Source organism: Chitinilyticum aquatile DSM 21506, from assembly GCF_000430805.1.
Lineage (GTDB): Bacteria > Pseudomonadota > Gammaproteobacteria > Burkholderiales > Chitinibacteraceae > Chitinilyticum > Chitinilyticum aquatile.
On record NZ_AUMS01000004.1, the window covers coordinates 18,350 to 33,825 of the forward strand.

At 62.4% G+C, this 15,476-nt stretch carries 14 protein-coding genes; 9 read left to right on the top strand and 5 right to left on the bottom strand.

Features of this window, described 5'->3' with window-relative positions; genetic code table 11:
- Window positions 1-66: 66 nt before the first annotated feature.
- Window positions 67-972, top strand: a complete 906-nt coding sequence (locus H559_RS0102835) for a DMT family transporter (RefSeq protein ID WP_028451445.1) — start codon at window positions 67-69, stop codon at window positions 970-972.
- A 94-nt stretch (window positions 973-1,066) separates the two neighbouring features.
- On the opposite strand, the gene H559_RS18545 is transcribed toward H559_RS0102835, so the two are convergent.
- Window positions 1,067-2,692, bottom strand: coding sequence for a methyl-accepting chemotaxis protein (locus tag H559_RS18545; protein WP_051278851.1), 1,626 nt, complete (start codon window positions 2,690-2,692; stop codon window positions 1,067-1,069).
- A 217-nt stretch (window positions 2,693-2,909) separates the two neighbouring features.
- Between H559_RS18545 and H559_RS18550 the strand changes: the two genes are divergently transcribed.
- Genes H559_RS18550 through H559_RS0102855 form a run of 3 tightly spaced genes read left to right on the top strand, consistent with a single transcriptional unit; the run spans window position 2,910 to window position 4,830 of the window.
- The gene (locus H559_RS18550; RefSeq protein ID WP_051278852.1) at window positions 2,910-3,491 is read left to right on the top strand and encodes a sugar O-acetyltransferase; all 582 of its coding nucleotides are present in this window, start codon (window positions 2,910-2,912) and stop codon (window positions 3,489-3,491) included.
- 23 nt (window positions 3,492-3,514) lie between these two features.
- Window positions 3,515-4,489, top strand: coding sequence for a hypothetical protein (locus H559_RS0102850; protein ID WP_028451446.1), 975 nt, complete (start codon window positions 3,515-3,517; stop codon window positions 4,487-4,489).
- An 8-nt stretch (window positions 4,490-4,497) separates the two neighbouring features.
- Window positions 4,498-4,830, top strand: a complete 333-nt coding sequence (locus H559_RS0102855) for a hypothetical protein (protein ID WP_028451447.1) — start codon at window positions 4,498-4,500, stop codon at window positions 4,828-4,830.
- On the opposite strand, the gene H559_RS0102860 is transcribed toward H559_RS0102855, so the two are convergent.
- Window positions 4,820-5,452, bottom strand: coding sequence for a nucleotide-binding protein (locus H559_RS0102860; RefSeq protein WP_028451448.1), 633 nt, complete (start codon window positions 5,450-5,452; stop codon window positions 4,820-4,822). The genes H559_RS0102855 and H559_RS0102860 overlap by 11 nt on opposite strands.
- 96 nt (window positions 5,453-5,548) lie before the next feature.
- Here H559_RS0102860 and H559_RS0102865 point away from each other — a divergent pair, with 96 nt between their 5' ends.
- The 3 genes from H559_RS0102865 to thpR all read left to right on the top strand — a co-directional run bounded on the left by H559_RS0102865 (window position 5,549) and on the right by thpR (window position 7,430).
- Window positions 5,549-6,019, top strand: a complete 471-nt coding sequence (locus tag H559_RS0102865) for a hypothetical protein (protein WP_028451449.1) — start codon at window positions 5,549-5,551, stop codon at window positions 6,017-6,019.
- 93 nt (window positions 6,020-6,112) lie between these two features.
- Window positions 6,113-6,919, top strand: coding sequence for an NUDIX hydrolase (locus tag H559_RS18555; protein WP_051278853.1), 807 nt, complete (start codon window positions 6,113-6,115; stop codon window positions 6,917-6,919).
- Entirely contained in the window at window positions 6,906-7,430 is a 525-nt protein-coding gene (thpR, locus tag H559_RS18560) for an RNA 2',3'-cyclic phosphodiesterase (protein ID WP_051278854.1), read from the top strand. Before H559_RS18555 ends, thpR begins: the two co-directional genes overlap by 14 nt.
- Before the next feature lie 66 nt (window positions 7,431-7,496).
- Here the strand turns inward: thpR and H559_RS0102880 are convergent, their stop codons facing one another.
- Window positions 7,497-8,663 carry a benzoate/H(+) symporter BenE family transporter gene (locus H559_RS0102880; protein ID WP_028451450.1) on the bottom strand — a complete coding sequence of 389 codons (1,167 nt, stop codon included), beginning with the start codon at window positions 8,661-8,663 and terminating at the stop codon, window positions 7,497-7,499.
- A 148-nt stretch (window positions 8,664-8,811) separates the two neighbouring features.
- On the opposite strand from H559_RS0102880, the gene H559_RS21280 reads away from it, so the two are divergent.
- Window positions 8,812-11,223: an ATP-binding protein gene (locus tag H559_RS21280; RefSeq protein ID WP_051278855.1), complete on the top strand. Its 2,412-nt coding sequence runs from the start codon at window positions 8,812-8,814 to the stop codon at window positions 11,221-11,223.
- Window positions 11,224-11,289: 66 nt separating this feature from the next.
- Here the strand turns inward: H559_RS21280 and secA are convergent, their stop codons facing one another.
- Complete coding sequence (gene secA, locus H559_RS0102890; protein ID WP_028451451.1) at window positions 11,290-14,019, bottom strand: preprotein translocase subunit SecA; 2,730 nt, start codon at window positions 14,017-14,019, stop codon at window positions 11,290-11,292.
- 116 nt (window positions 14,020-14,135) lie between these two features.
- Window positions 14,136-15,002: a M23 family metallopeptidase gene (locus H559_RS0102895; protein ID WP_028451452.1), complete on the bottom strand. Its 867-nt coding sequence runs from the start codon at window positions 15,000-15,002 to the stop codon at window positions 14,136-14,138.
- A 26-nt stretch (window positions 15,003-15,028) separates the two neighbouring features.
- Here H559_RS0102895 and H559_RS0102900 point away from each other — a divergent pair, with 26 nt between their 5' ends.
- Window positions 15,029-15,466 carry a DciA family protein gene (locus tag H559_RS0102900; RefSeq protein ID WP_028451453.1) on the top strand — a complete coding sequence of 146 codons (438 nt, stop codon included), beginning with the start codon at window positions 15,029-15,031 and terminating at the stop codon, window positions 15,464-15,466.
- The last annotated feature ends 10 nt before the right edge of the window (window positions 15,467-15,476 follow it).

A 15,476-nucleotide genomic window follows, 5' to 3' on the forward strand; every position in this document is an offset into this window, starting at 1 on the left:
CAGTACGCTGCGGTGCATCCTACCCCTTACACCGCAGCCCGCCGCCCCACATGACGGAGCACTGCGATGAATGCCACCCTTCCCCGTTTTACCCCGCACCAGACCGGCGTTGCGCTGGCGGTACTTGCCGCCACCGGTTTCGCGCTCAAGGCCGTCTTCATCAAGTTTTCCTACGCGCACGGCGCCGATGCGCTCGATGTGCTCACGCTGCGCCTGCTGTTTTGCGTACCGCTGATTCTGGCTGTCCGCGTCTGGCGGCGTGATTCTGGCAAGCCGGCGCTCACCGCCGCGCAATGGCGCTGGCTGGTGGTGCTGGGCCTGTGCGGCTATTACCTCTCCAGCCTGCTCGATTTTCTGGGACTGCAGACGGTCAGCGCCAGCCTCGAGCGGCTCATCCTCACGCTCTACCCCGGTTTCACCCTGATCATGGGCTGGCTGGCCTTTGGCACGCGCATCCCGGGCCGCCTGGCACTCGCCCTGCCGCTGAGTCTGGCCGGCACGCTGCTGGTAGCCGGTAGCGGTGGCGGGCAGGCACATGGCGATCTGGCCGGCATGCTGCTGATTCTGGGCAGCACGCTCAGCTTCGCCGTCTTCATGTGTTTCAGCGCCCCCGTCATCCGCCAGATCGGCGCCACGCGCTTTACCGAACTTGCCCTGCTGGTGTCGGCCACCGCGCTGGTGCTGCACTATCTGGTGACACGGAATCCGCAGCGCCTGCTTGACCTGCCGCCGGCCGTCTGGATGGATACGGCGATCATGGCGCTGTTCTGCACCATCCTACCCGTCTACGCGATGACGATGGCAATGGACCGCATCGGCGTGGGCCGCACGGCACTGATCGGCAGCGTCGGCCCCATCCTGTCGATCGGGCTGAGCATGGCGCTGCTGGGCGAGCACTTCACGCCGCTGCAGTGGCTGGGGGCGGGCATCGTGCTGTGCGGCGTGCAACTGGCCAGCCGGAAAAGTCATTAGAGGGTATCAGCCTGAAGCCATTTCATTTAAATGGTTGCAGGCGCATACCCATAGAAAAGCCCGGCAAGCCGGGCTTTTCTCACGCCAGAATATCCTAGCGCACGCGGAAACGCTGTACCGTCGCCGCCAGCTCGCTGGCCATGCGGTCGAGCTGACCAACCGATTCGGCCATCGAACGGGAGGCCACCGAGGTATCTTCGGCCATGCTGGCAATGCGTTCGACATTGACGGCGATGTCGCGCGTTGCCACGCGCTGCTCCTGCATCTGCTCGGTGATGACGGTAACGGCCTGCACCACATCCTGGTTGCTGAGGTTGATGCGGTCGATGCTGTCGCTGGCCTTGTTGGCCTGGTTCAGGCCCTCGGCCACACGCCGGCTGCCGTTGTCCATGCGGGAGACGGCCTGTTCGGCGCCCTGCTGGATGCTGTTGACCATCGCGGTGATCTGGCTGGCCGACTGCGCGGTGCGTTCGGCGAGCTTGCGCACTTCATCGGCAACGACCGCAAAGCCCCGGCCCTGCTCGCCGGCCCGCGCCGCCTCGATGGCGGCATTGAGCGCCAGCAGATTGGTCTGATCCGCCACATCGCGGATCACAACCACGATACTGCCGATGTCGCGGATATTCTGGCCCAGCTCGGCGATGCGGGCGGAAACGGTCGTCACTTCTTCGGCAATCAGGCGCATTTCAGAACTTGCAGCCTGCACATCGCTGTTGCCGGCAGCGGCCTGCTGGCCGGCGCTGCGTGCCTTCTGCTCGACTTCAAGCGTGTTGTCGGCAACCTGCTCCATGCTGGTGCTGACCTGCTGCACGGCAGCCGCCATGGCGCTTGCCGCCCCCGACTGCTGCTCGGAGCTGCCGGTAAGCTGCTGCGATACCGCAGTCAGCTGTCGCGCGGTACCGGAGACATTTTCGGCGTTGCGGCCAATCTGGCGGATCATGTCGGTAAGCTTGTCCTGCATTTTCTGCAGGGCGCCCAGCAGCTGGCCGATTTCATCGCTGCCATAGCGGCTGCCGCTCCAGTCGTGCGTGAGGTCGCCCTCGGCAATGCGGCCGGCCACGCTTGCGGCAGCACGCAGTTGCGCGGCCACCTTGCTGGCAATCACCCAGGCCACCGAGAAACCGATGATGACCGCCACGGCACCCAGACCCAGCATCAGCGAAATCGCCGCCGTTGTCGCCGTGCGGGCACTGTTGCGGTCCTGCTCCATGTCCTGGCGCAGCTGCTGCGCGAGCGCATTGAGGCTGTTTTCGTACTGCAGGCTGGCTTGGGCGTAATCCCCGTTGATCAGCTTGCCGGCGATCGAGCGATCGATGCGCAGCTGGTTGAACAACACCGTCGTTGCGGCGTCCAGCGCCTTGCCTTTCGTTTCAACGTCGGCAAACAACTGCGCAGACTTGGAATCGGTGAGCTGCGCCTTCAGGGCGGCTTCCTTGCTGGCCAGCACCTTGCGGCCGGCATCGGCCTTGGCCAGCACATCGTCCATATCACCCAGCGAGTCGGCCAATGGCGCATTGCGGATGTGCTGACCATTCTGCAGATTGATCTGGATGATTTCACTGGCAAGCGCGACCTTCGGATACGTGTCGTCCACCAGCTCGGCCAGCTGGGAGCGCACCTTCGCAAGGCTGAAAAAGCCGACCGCCACGACGACCAGCAACAGGGCCAGCACGGCACCGAACCCGGCCAGTAATCGGGTACGCAGTTTCCAGTTCATCATGCTTGCCTCCGGCATAAACGCAATTCGGGAATAAAGGGCTGAAATCCGATACAGGATAATTGTTTGCTTATGCATTCGCCAGCGTGTCAACGGCATATGCGCAAGTGCGGAAAACAAAGCGTTCGCATTATTACGCGGACATTTATTTTACTTACCAGCTCCCTTTATCTGTACAAGCAGAGCCATAATATGAGCAGGATATCGAGGACAGATACGCATGCAGGATGACAAACTGATCCGCTACGCATTCAGCGACCTGGGCAAGAATGGCAGTGAACGCGAAGCCGAATGGGCGTTGCTCGAACGCTACAATGCACTGACCAGTGATAACTGGGATCAGGAAGCCAAGGCCATCCTTGATGAGCTGCTGGCCGAAAACGGCGGCGCCACCATTCTGAGCCCCACGTATATCGGCCGGGGCAAGAATATCCGCATCGGCCGCAAGGCCTTCATCAATGCCGGCGTGGTGCTTGATGGCGCAGCCCCGATTACCATCGGCCACCATACGCTGGTCGGACCCGGTGTGCGCTTTCTGACCGCCTATCACCCCGTCGATCCGGCCGAGCGGCAACGCTGGGCTTTCTGGGCAAAACCGATCACGCTGGGCGAAAATGTATGGGTCGGCGCCGACGCGCTGATCGTCTCCGGCGTGACCATCGGCGATCATAGCGTCATCGGTGCCGGCAGCGTGGTGACAAAGGATGTACCGCGCTGCACGCTGGTCGCCGGCAACCCGGCCCGGGTGATCCGCCAGCTGGACGAACCCGATCCGGCCACCCTTTACGAACTCAACCCCTGAGCACAGGGCAGGAGCACCGCGCCATGTGGGACACCCTGAAACAGCTGTGGAACCGCCCCGACCCACTGGCCGGAGTGAATACCGCGCTGATCGAACAACTGGTCGAACTGGCCAGCCCGCGTATCCGGCTGGCCAGCCGTTACCAGGAAAAACTGGCTCCCTACCTCGGCTGGGCCGAGGCACACGCTACCGCGACCGCAACACGCCTGCCCGCCCCGATGGCGCTCACGGCGGAGAACTGGCGCCAGCACCGCCTGCTGCAGTTGCTGTTCGCGACGCCCCAGCGAATGAACGAGATCATCAGCCAGAACAGCATACTGCCGGACTGGTTCTATGACTGGCCACTGGCCGACAGCGTCTGCACCCTGCTGATGGTGACGCCCCGCGAAGAAACCCGCTATGGTCTGTCCGAGCAGGACGGGCAGTTGCGCCAGGATGTGCCGCAACGCCTGCTGACTTTCCGCGACCACCAGCTCGGCCGCCCGGTTGAAAGCCCGGAAGCACTGCAGGCACTGCTGCCACTGCAGATTCTTGACCTGGTAGCGAGCCAGGCACGCCATGAGATTGCCGGATTCGAAGCAGAAAAAGCCCAGCTGGAAGAAGAACTCGGCAATGCCCGCGTGATGCTGCGCCTGGGCAGCGACAGCACCCCCGAAGCGGCTGCCGCCAAGGCCCGCCAGCAGGAGCGCATCCAGACGCTGACCGCCGAGCTGGAGCGTGCTCACGCCGCACTCAACCCGGAAGCCCTGTGCGACGTGCTGGTCACCCAGCTGGCCGCCACCCCCGAACTGCTGCGCTTCAGTCAGCACGATTACATGGTCAACGCACTGGGCATGCTCGACAGCGAGGATGGCGACACGCAGCCCATCACGCTGACCGAGTGCACGCTGGCACGCACGCCGCCCATCACGCGAGTCCTGATTCCGGTGCTGATCAATCGCAGCCAGGTTCCGCCGCGCGACACGACGCCCACCGGTTTTTCACCAGCTCCGCTCTGAGGTTCGCGATGGTTCCTTCCGGCATTTTCGTCGATGTACTGTTGCCCGCCTGCATTATTGGCAGCCTCGGCGGCTTCCTGCTCTACGTGCTGCTCTCGCGACTGCTGTATGACTATGTCGATGAGCACTACCACGACATGCTGCCCAAGATCCGCACGTCGATCTATGTGGATCCGGACGATGTCGGCGCCTATATGGCAACCATCTGGGCAATCACCCGCACCGGGCAGTACCGCCGTGTTGAATCGACGTTCTGGCGGCGGCTGTTCGTCGTCAATGGCATCGTGGGGCTGATTCTGGCCCTCAGCCTGCTGACCATCTGCGCGGCATTTATCGTGTAGGCCCGGTCACCCAGTCCAGCAGCGGCTGCCACTGTTCGCGATCGAGCTGCGTGCGCCCGTGCGACAGATCGAACAGTGTCATGCCGCGCGCGATGGTATCGCGGTACAAGGTGGCATCGCGCAGCTGCGCCACCAGCGGAATATCATAGCGAGCAAGGAAGGGTATTAGCTCACGACCGTTACTAGTCCTTGGGTTCACGCGCATACCCACCGCCGCAACCCGGATTTGCTCGCGGCGTACCGCCTTGCTTTCGGCCAGAATGTCGAAAAACTCCCCACTGGCCCAGAAGTCGAAGGCGCCGGTCTGCAGGGGCACTATCACCTGATCGACCATGCCAAGCAGTGCTTTCAGCGATTTGCCGTGCAAACCGGCCGGCGTATCCAGAATCGCCACCTGCGTGCCGCGTGGCGGCCGGGCCGGCTCGCCCGGCGTGACCTCCCAGCCGCGGATCTGCGGCAAGGCCTTTGGCCGGGTTTTCAGCCAGTGCGCCAGTGATTGCTGGCGATCAGTGTCGCCAAGGAGAACCTGGTCTTCCTGCCAGGCAAACCAGCAGGCCAGATGCGCGGCCAGCGTCGATTTGCCACTGCCGCCCTTGGGGTTTGCTACCAGAATACGTCGCATTGAAAGCTACACAGAACTGTCTTGGAACTGTAATAGTTTATACGGTATATATCGTATACAGTGTTAATCATTCATGACACTGACGGAGCCCGTACGATGGCCACCAAACCTGCAGCGACACCGGCAAGCACTGCCGCCGCCACCGTGAAACCAGCAAACGCCACCCCGGCCACTGCCCGCCCGGCAGCCCGCAAAACGGCCAGCAGCACTAGTGCACCGGTACGCAAACCGGCCGCAAAAGCCGCTCCGGCGCCCGCCCCCGTGCAGCCTGCCAGCAAGCCAGCCACCGGGAAGAGCGCTGCGCCGGTCGCTGAAAGCAAGGTGGCGGAGAAGAAAAAGCCAGTCAAGGTCAAGCTCATCCGCGACAGCTACACCATTCCGGAAGACGAATACGCACTGCTGGCTGCACTGAAGGCCCGTGCGCTGAAACACGGCACCGAGATCAAGAAAAGCGAGCTGCTGCGTGCCGGCCTGCAGCTGCTGGCGGTGCTTGACGATGCCGCGCTGCTGGCCGCCGCCGACCGCGTCGAGCGCATCAAGACCGGCCGCCCTGCCAAAGCCAAATGACATCCTGCCCGGCCGGATGTCCGGCCCGGTGATGGCCTCCAACCCTGCAGCGCACCAGACCTTCCTGTGCGCTGTTTCTTTGCCTGCCACGCCATGATGCATACCCTGCTTGCCGATTACCGCTGCCAGCTTCCACGTTTCAAATCCGACGGTCTGCTGCGCTTTCATGCCGCCGGTGTGCCACTCGGCTGGGTCAGTCCGGAGATCGCCGCATTTCTGCAACAGCATGACGCGCGTTTCGCTCCGCTGCCACAAGGCTTCGGGCTGGATGCGGGCTTGAGCCTGCGCAGTGTCCAGACGGCCATGCGCGATGCAGCCAGCGCCTTGCGCACGGCTGGCCTCGTCACCGGCTGGCGCGACGAAGAATATCTGTGCTGCGCACCGGACGAGCGCGGCTGGCCAGACACGCTGCAGCCGCTGTTCCGCCTGGAGCGCGCAGCCTTTCGCCGCTTCGGCCTGACCAGCCGTGCCGTCCATATCAATGGCTACACGGCGAAGCGGACGCTCTGGATCGGTCGCCGCGCGGCCAGCAAGGCCATCGACCCCGGCCGCCTCGACAATCTGGCCGCCGGCGGGCTGGCTGCCGGCGAGGCGCTGCTGGACTGCGCCATCCGCGAGCTGGATGAGGAAGCCGGCATTCCGGCCGACATTGCCGCCACCCTGATACCCTGCGGTGCCGTACGCAGCACGCGCAACGAGCCGGATGGCACGCACGACGAAATCCTCTATTGCTACGACCTGCTGCTACCCAGTGGCATCACGCCGTGCAATCGTGATGGCGAGGTCGCCGGCTTTGAGGAGCTGGACTGGGAAGAAGCCGCCCGCCACCTGGGCGAATTCACGCACGACGCCGGCTGGGTCACCGCCGACTTCCTGCTGCGCCACCATGACGCAGGCTAATCAGCGCCTCTTCATCGCCATTGCGTTGCCGCCAGTGCTGCACGAACCCGTTGCGCGCATTCGCGATACGCTGCACACCCAGCTTGGCGGGCGCTGCGTTGCCGATACGAACCTGCATCTCACGCTGGCCTTTCTGGGCGACACGCCACCCGCGCGCATACCGGTCTTGCAGGAGCTGTTATCGCTGCAGCCGCCTGCCGATGCCACCCTGCAGCTCGACCGGATCGGCCACTTTGGTGCCGGCGAGAAGGTGGTCGTCTGGCTGGGTAGCAGCACGCCGCCGGATGCACTGCTGGCTCACGAAAGCCGCCTGCGCTCCGCACTGCAAGCGGCCGGCTTCCCGGTGGAAGCACGCCCCTACCAGCCGCACCTGACGCTGCTGCGCGATGCCAGGCGCTGGCAAAGCCGGCTTGCCCCGCCACTGCAATGGAGCCTGGGTCCGGTGCAGCTCTTCAGCTCGACACCGGGCAAGAATGGGCCGATCTACACGGCAATCGCAGCAAAACGCTAAATACTTGGCACCGTATTGTCGTGCGGCCAAATAGAGCAAAGGGCTTAACGAATATACCCAACAAGATCATGCCTTGCCGCGCCAGGCATTCAGCGCCAGCAGCGCCAGTGCCCCACCGACCAGCCCCCAGAAGGCCGAGCCGATTCCGAACAGCGTCATGTCCGAGGCGGTAATCAGGAAGGTGATCAGCGCCGGCTCGCGCAGCGGCTCGTCACGCATGGCCATCGTGAGTCCCGCCGCCAGCGTGCCAAACAGCGCCAGGCCGGCGACCGCCATCACCAGCGCCTGCGGAAACGCAGCGAATACCGCACCCACAGTCGCGCCGGACAGGCCCAGCAGCAGATAGAAACCCCCGGCAGCGACGCTGGCAAGATAGCGGCGCTGCGGGTTTTCATGCGCCTGCGGTGTCATGCAGAGCGCGGCGGTTATGGCGGCCAGATTCAGGGCAAAACAGCCGAAGGGTGCCAGCAGCAGGTTCACCAGCCCTGTGCCGCCCAGAATGGGTGAAATCGGCGGTCGGAAACCGTTGGCATGCAGCGTTGCCACGCCCGGAATATTCTGCGAGGCCATCGTCACCGCAAAAAGCGGCACACCGACGCCCAGCAGCACGGAGGGCGTGAATACCGGCGTCGTCCAGACGGGTGCAGCCAGCTGCAGGCTGAGCTGCTGCCAGTGCAGCTCGCCCTGCATGCCGGCAATCAGCATGCCGGCCAGCAGCACCAGTGGAATCACGTAGCGCGTGCGCAGGCGCTTGCCGGCCAGATAGACCAGAAACATGGCCAGCACCAGCCACAGGTGCTGCGGCATGACCTTGAACACGTTGCCGCCAAAGCGCACCAGAATGCCGGCCAGCAGCGCAGCGGCGAGCGGCATGGGCACGCGACTCATCATGCGCTCGAACAGGCCGGTGACGCCGCACAGCATCATCAGCCCGGCCGAAAAGACAAAAGCGCCGATGGCCTCCGGCATGCTGACGCCGGAGAGGCTGGTAATCAGCAGCGCCGCGCCCGGCGTCGACCAGGCCGTCACGACAGGAACGCGATAGCGTAGCGAGAGCAAAATGCAGGTCAGCCCCATCCCGATACCCAGCGCCATCAGCCACGACGCCAGTTGCGACGGCGTCGCGCCGGCACTGCGCGCGGCCTCGAAGACAATGGCGGCCGAACTGGTATAGCCGACCAGCACGGTCACAAAACCGGCCGTCAGCGCGGGAAAATCCTGGCGAGTGAGCATGGGGCACATCCATGTCGTGCAATGCCCGCCATTATGCCTGCAAAGCCCGATCGCACTGCAGCGAATCCGCCACTGGCCAGCCGGCTTTCATATCGGTCCACGCCACGCCAGTCTATGCTGGAAATCACCGGAGCCAAACAGTCCGCCCATGCCCATTCCTGCCACCACCACGATTGCCAGCCTGCTCGGCCAGATTGCAGCCTGCCCCGCCGACCGGCAGGAAGAAGCGCGCGAGCTGTGCGAAGCGGCATTTGCCCAGGCGCGCCTCCTGCGCGATTACGCCGGCTTTGTCGCCATCGCCGAGCATTACGGCCACATCATGGACAACCTGGGCCGCGCCGTGCTCGGGCGTGACCGCATGTACGAAGCACTGCAGATCGCCCAGTCGCTGCATCTCTTTGCTGCCGAAGCACACCTGCTCGAATCGATCGGCCGCAGCCATTATGTACAGGGCGAATACCACCGTGCGCTGCAGTTCTGGGCACGCTGCATTGAAGTGGCAACACTGGCCCAGGAGTGGAATACGCAGATTCTGGCCTATATCGGGCTGGGGATGATCCACGATGCGCTGAAAGACCCGGCCACCGCCGTCGTCATCCAGCGCAATGCACTGCAGCGCATGCAGCAGCACAATATCCGCAGCCCCTATCTGGAAGCCAAGGCCAGGATTAACCTCGGCCACAATCTGCGCCAGATCGGCGAACTGACCGAAGCCGAGCAGCAGTACACCACGACCCTGGCACTGTGCCGTACGCACGGACTGACCGAATTCGAAACCGAGACAGCGTTCCGTCTCGCCGAAACCCGGCTGGCACAGGGTCAGACCGCCCAGGTGCGGGATCTGCTGGAGCCGGCGCTGGCTACGGCCCGCCAGGCAGGTTACTCCTGGACCGAAATCAATGTGCTGCGCGTGCTGGGCCTGCTGGAAGTGCAAAACCGGCATCCGGAAAAAGGCCTGCCCTTGCTGCAAAAGGCCATCGTGCAGGCAGAAGCCATCGCCAACCAGCATCTGCTGGCGGCGCTGCTGCTGGATGCGGCGGAATGTGCGGCGGCGGCGGGCAATTGCGAGCTGGCCCTGCAGTACTACCGCAAGGGGCATCACATGGAGCTGAGTGTCGTGCGCGAAGCGGCGCCACAGCGCATGGGCGAGCTGGAAAACTGGGCCGGACTGCGCCCCAGCAGTGGCCAGCAACTGCTCGAATTGTCCAACAGCAGCCAGGTCGATCTGGGTGAGCTGGATGAGGCCTTCAAACAGATCACCCGCTGCGGCTGCCTGGTCATGGAAGTATCCCGAGTGGGTATATGGCTTTATGACGAGCAAAACCAAAGGCTATCAGCACATACCCTTAGCATTGAAGGGAAAGACAGCGACACGGCCCTGCCCATTCTGACCGCCGGCACCTGCCCGGCACTGTTCGAATGGATCAAGCGCGGCGGACCACTGGTTGCCCATGACGCACGCCATCACCAGCTGAGCTGGGAGCTGCTCGACGAATACCTGCAGCCGTATAACATCCATTCACTCCTGGGTTACCCGCTGCGCATCGAGCGCAAGGTCGTTGCCATCCTTCTGTGCGAAGCCGCCGGCGAACAGCGCAACTGGACGCCGGAAGAAATCGCCCGCGGCAACCAGCTTGCCGACATCGCAGCCCGCGCACTGATCAATCACGAGCGCCAGCTTGACCAGCTGAATATCCAGCAGCTGAACGCCGGCCTGACACAAGCCAACGAAGAACTGGAGGCTCGCGTGGCGGCACGCAGTGCCGAGCTGGCGCAAGCCATGAACCAGCTGGTGCAGACCGAAAAAATGGCGGCGCTGGGAAGCCTTGTCGCCGGCGTGGCGCACGAACTGAACACGCCGCTGGGCATTTCACTGACGACTGCCACTACCTTTGGCGACTCGGCACGCAGCCTGCAAAAACGGCTTGCAGCCGGCCCGATCAAGCGCAGCGAGCTGGACGACTTCCTGAACCAGACCAATGAAGCAGCGAAGCTGATCGAACACAATTGCTGGCGCGCGGCCGAGATGATCGCCAACTTCAAGCAGGTGGCCGTCGACACGGCGTCCGACCTGCGCCGCCGGTTCAATCTGGCCACAACTGTCAGCGAAATGATGTTTGCGCTGGGGCCACGCTTCAAGCACACCACGCACCGCATCAGCACCGACATTCCCGACAACCTTGAATTTGACAGCTACCCCGGTGCCCTCGAACAGGTGCTGAGCAATCTGCTGATGAATGCGCTCATTCACGGCTTTGCCGACCGCAAGAACGGGCAGATCATGATCACCGCGCGAGCCAAGGACAAGGACAATGTCGAACTGGTGTTCAGCGACAACGGCAATGGCATTCCGCCCGAACTGCAGAAGCGCGTGTTCGAGCCCTTTTTCACCACCCGCTTCGGGCAGGGCGGCAGCGGGCTGGGGCTCTATCTGGTCTATACCCTGGTCTGTGGACGGCTGGCTGGCCAGATCGAGCTGCACAGCAAGCCTCTGGAAGGCACCAGCTTCGTCATCACCCTGCCACTGCGGCATCCGGATGCCCGGACTCCGGCCAGCTGAATTCCCTCTTGGCCACGCAAAAACAGCGACCCGAAGGTCGCTGTTTTTGCGTGGCACCAGAGCAGATCAGCTCAATGCGCCATGGCAATGCTTGAACTTCTTGCCGGAACCGCAGGGGCAAGGATCATTGCGCCCGACATTCGCGTAAGGATTGTTGGCCGGGGTCGGCTGAAAATCATTATCCGCGCTGGCCAGCGAGGCTTCACCACCAAATGCAGGATGTGCTTCGTCATGACGGAACTGCATCGCGCTTTCCGGCACGGCTTCCGGCTCCGGCATCTCGACATCTTCCGGACTGCGGATCTGCACCTTCATCACCACCGAGACGGTATCGCGCTTGATGTTGGCCAGCAGTTCGGAGAAGAGTTCGAACGATTCGCGCTTGTATTCCTGCTTCGGATTCTTCTGGGCGTAGCCGCGCAGATGGATGCCCTGACGCAGATGATCGAGCGCGCCCAGATGTTCGCGCCAGTGCTGGTCAAGGAATTGCAGCAGGACAGAGCGCTCGAAATGACGGAAACCCTGCACACCGGCCTGCTCGACCTTGCTTTCGTAAAGCTCGCGGGCCGCATCGAGGACACGCTGGCGCATGGCATCGGTGGTCAGGCTGGTTTCGTCGGCGATCCAGCGGGCAACCGGCAGTTCCAGACCCATTTCGCCCAGCTCGCGCTCAAGACCAGCGGCATCCCAGAGTTCTTCCATCGATTGCGGCGGAATGTACTGGTCAAACAGGTCACCGAAGTAGCCATCACGCAGTGCGGCAATGGTTTCGGCCACATCTTCGTTTTCGAGCAGTTCGTTACGCTGCGAGTAGATGGCCTTGCGCTGCTCGTTGGCCACATCATCATATTCCAGCAACTGCTTGCGGATATCGAAGTTGCGGCCCTCTACCTTGCGTTGTGACGATTCGATGGCGCGACTGACCATGCGCGACTCGATCGCTTCGCCTTCCGGAATCTTCAGCATGTTCATCACGGCAGAAACACGCTCGCCACCAAAAATGCGCAGCAGCGGGTCTTCCAGCGACAGGTAGAAACGGCTTGAACCCGGATCACCCTGACGGCCGGAACGGCCGCGCAGCTGGTTGTCGATGCGGCGCGATTCGTGGCGCTCGGTGCCGATAATGTGCAGACCACCAGCGGCAACCACGGCATCATGCACCGGCTGCCATGCAGCCTTGGCCTCAGCGATGGCTGCCGCCTTGCCGGCTTCATCCAGCTCGGCATTCTTCTCAATCGCGCGAATCTGGCTTTCAAGGCTGCCCCCCAGCACGATGTCGGTACCGCGGCCCGCCATGTTGGTCGCAATGGTTACCACACCGGGGCTGCCGGCCTGGGCAACAATTTCAGCTTCGCGGGCGTGCTGCTTGGCATTCAGGACATTGTGCGCAATGCCGGCCTCATCCAGCAGTCCGGACAGCAGTTCGGACTGCTCGATGGATGTCGTACCGACGAGCACCGGCTGCTTGCGCTCAACGCAGTCCTTGATGTCGGCAATAATGGCCAGGTATTTTTCATTGGCCGTCTTGTAGACCTGATCCTGCTTGTCCTGGCGAATCATTGGGCGGTTGGTCGGGATGATCACGGTTTCCAGCCCGTAAATCTGCTGGAATTCGTAGGCCTCGGTATCCGCCGTACCAGTCATGCCGGCAAGCTTGCCGTACATGCGGAAATAATTCTGCAGGGTGATGCTGGCGAGCGTCTGGTTTTCCTGGTTGACGGTGACGCCTTCCTTGGCCTCGACGGCCTGGTGCAAGCCATCCGACCAGCGACGGCCGGTCTGCAGGCGCCCGGTGAACTCGTCAACGATGACGATTTCGCCATCGAGCACGACGTAATCCTTGTCGCGGGTAAAGAGCGCATGCGCCTTCAGGGCGGCATTCAGGTGATGGACCAGGCTGATGTTGCTGGCGGTATAGAGGCTGTCACCTTCCGGCAGCAGGCCCATGCGGGTCAGGATACCTTCGACCTTTTCGTGACCAGCCTCGGACAGCAGCACCGAATTGGCTTTTTCATCGACATAATAATCGCCTTCGCCTTCTTCGGTTTCCTGCTTGGTGAGCTGTGAGGGAACGGTGTTCATGGCCTGGTACAGCTCGGTGCTGTCATCGGCCGGGCCGGAAATGATCAGTGGCGTGCGCGCTTCATCGATCAGGATGGAATCCACCTCATCGACGATCGCGTAGGCCAGACCGCGCTGCACGCGCTCTTCACGCCGGAAGGCCATGTTGTCGCGCAGGTAGTCGAAACCGAATTCGTTATTGGTGCCGTAGGTTATGTCGCACTGGTATGCACCCTGCTTTTCATCATGCGTCTTGCTGTTCAGGTTTACGCCGCAGCTCAGGCCGAGGAAATTGAACAGCTTGCCCATGGTGGCCGCATCGCGGCTTGCCAGATAATCATTGACGGTAATGACATGCACGCCACGGCCGGTCAGCGCATTCAGATAGGCCGGCAGCGTCGCCACCAGCGTCTTGCCTTCACCGGTACGCATTTCGGCAATCTTGCCCTGATGCAGCGTGAGACCGCCGATCAGTTGCACATCGAAGTGGCGCATGCCCAGACTGCGCACCGAACCTTCGCGACAAACCGCAAAGGCTTCGGGCAGGAGCTGGTCCAGCGTTTCCCCTTTGGCAAAGCGTTCCTTGAACTCGGCAGTCTTGGCGCGCAATTCGTCATCGCTCAAGGCCTTGATCTGCGGCTCCAGCGCATTGATCTGCTTGACGATCGCGCGATACTGCTTGAGCAGCCGGTCATTGCGGCTGCCGAACACTTTTTTGAACAGGGTAGAAATCATGGTTTTATCAACTCACCCGAGGCGGGCATGGGTTTAATTATCAGGCAGCGTCGCAGCATGAACCCCGTAAGATATGGCGTCAAGCCCTGCGGTTTCAAGCGGCGCAAATGACTTTATCATGGTGCGCTGGCGATCAGCGTATCCGGCGCGACAAAGCGCAGAGGATTCTGTGCCACACCAAGAAAGCGGATTTCGAAGTGAAGATGCGGCCCCGTTGAGCGGCCGGTGCTGCCCACCAGGGCAATATCCTGGCCGACCTTCACCGTGTCGCCTTCCTTCACGAGCAGCTCGCTGGCATGAGCATAACGGCTGGTGACACCATTGCCGTGATCAAGGTCAATCATATTGCCATACTGGGCATGCCAGCCCGCGAAGCGCACCTGACCATCGGCAGCCGCCTGGATGGGGGTTCCCGATGGCGCAGAAAAGTCGAGTCCTTCATGGAAGGCCTGCGTGCCACGGAAAGGATCGGAGCGCCAGCCGAAGCTCGATGTCTGCATCCCGGTCGCAATCGGGGCATGCACCGGCAGCTGCGAGGTCTTGGGCTGAAACAGCAGGGTCTGCGCAACACTCAGGGCATCGAGATAGCCCTGCGACTGGGCACTGCTCTGCTGCAGGGCTCCCGTCAGTTCAGCAAGCGTAAGCCGGTCGGTACTGCGGAACACACCACCACGCGGCACGGGCTGCTCCGACAGGAAAGGCTTCACATCCAGTCCGGTGCGCTTGCCCACTTCGACCGCCAGCTGATCCATCCGGGTGAGCCTGGCCTGCAATTCGCCTATCTGCACGGCCAGCGCGTTCATCGTCGCGCGGTCTGCCGGTGTCAGCGCCCTGGCACTTTGCGGACGCGATGCCACCCAGTTGCCGGCAAAAAAGGCCGCCACCAGCAGCAAAACCAGTACCGGCAGCGTAAACAAGGCCAGTTGCAAGGGGCCGAGGGAAACTGCCTTTGCCAAACGGCTGGAAACCACAATAACATTCATGGCATACCTCACGCCCTGAAAACCCGATGAAATTCATCCGCCGCGGCAACCCGCTCAATTCGGATCAGCAACTGCGCCCCATCCTTCAGCAAGTTGCCGAGCTGGAGCGCGTGCTGGCACTGGTACGCCAGAGCTTGCCCACTGAAGTCGCTGCCTGCTGCCTTGCAGCAAGCTGGTCGGGCAATCAGCTCATCGTAGCGGTCAGCAGCGGCGCGGCAGCGATGCGCCTCAGGCACTGCATTCCCTCTGTCATCCGGCACCTGCACGAAACTGGTGTTGCCGTCGACGGCATCACACCCCGCATCAGCAGTGCACTACTGCCAGGCTGGCAGCCGCCGAAGCAGCTGCAACTGCCGGACTCGGCATGCGACGCATTTAGCTCGCTGGCCGATGAGGTCAGCGACCCGGGACTGAAGGATGCAGTCCTGAATCTGCTGAGCCATCATGCAAAACGCAGGCCCTGAAGGCCTGCGT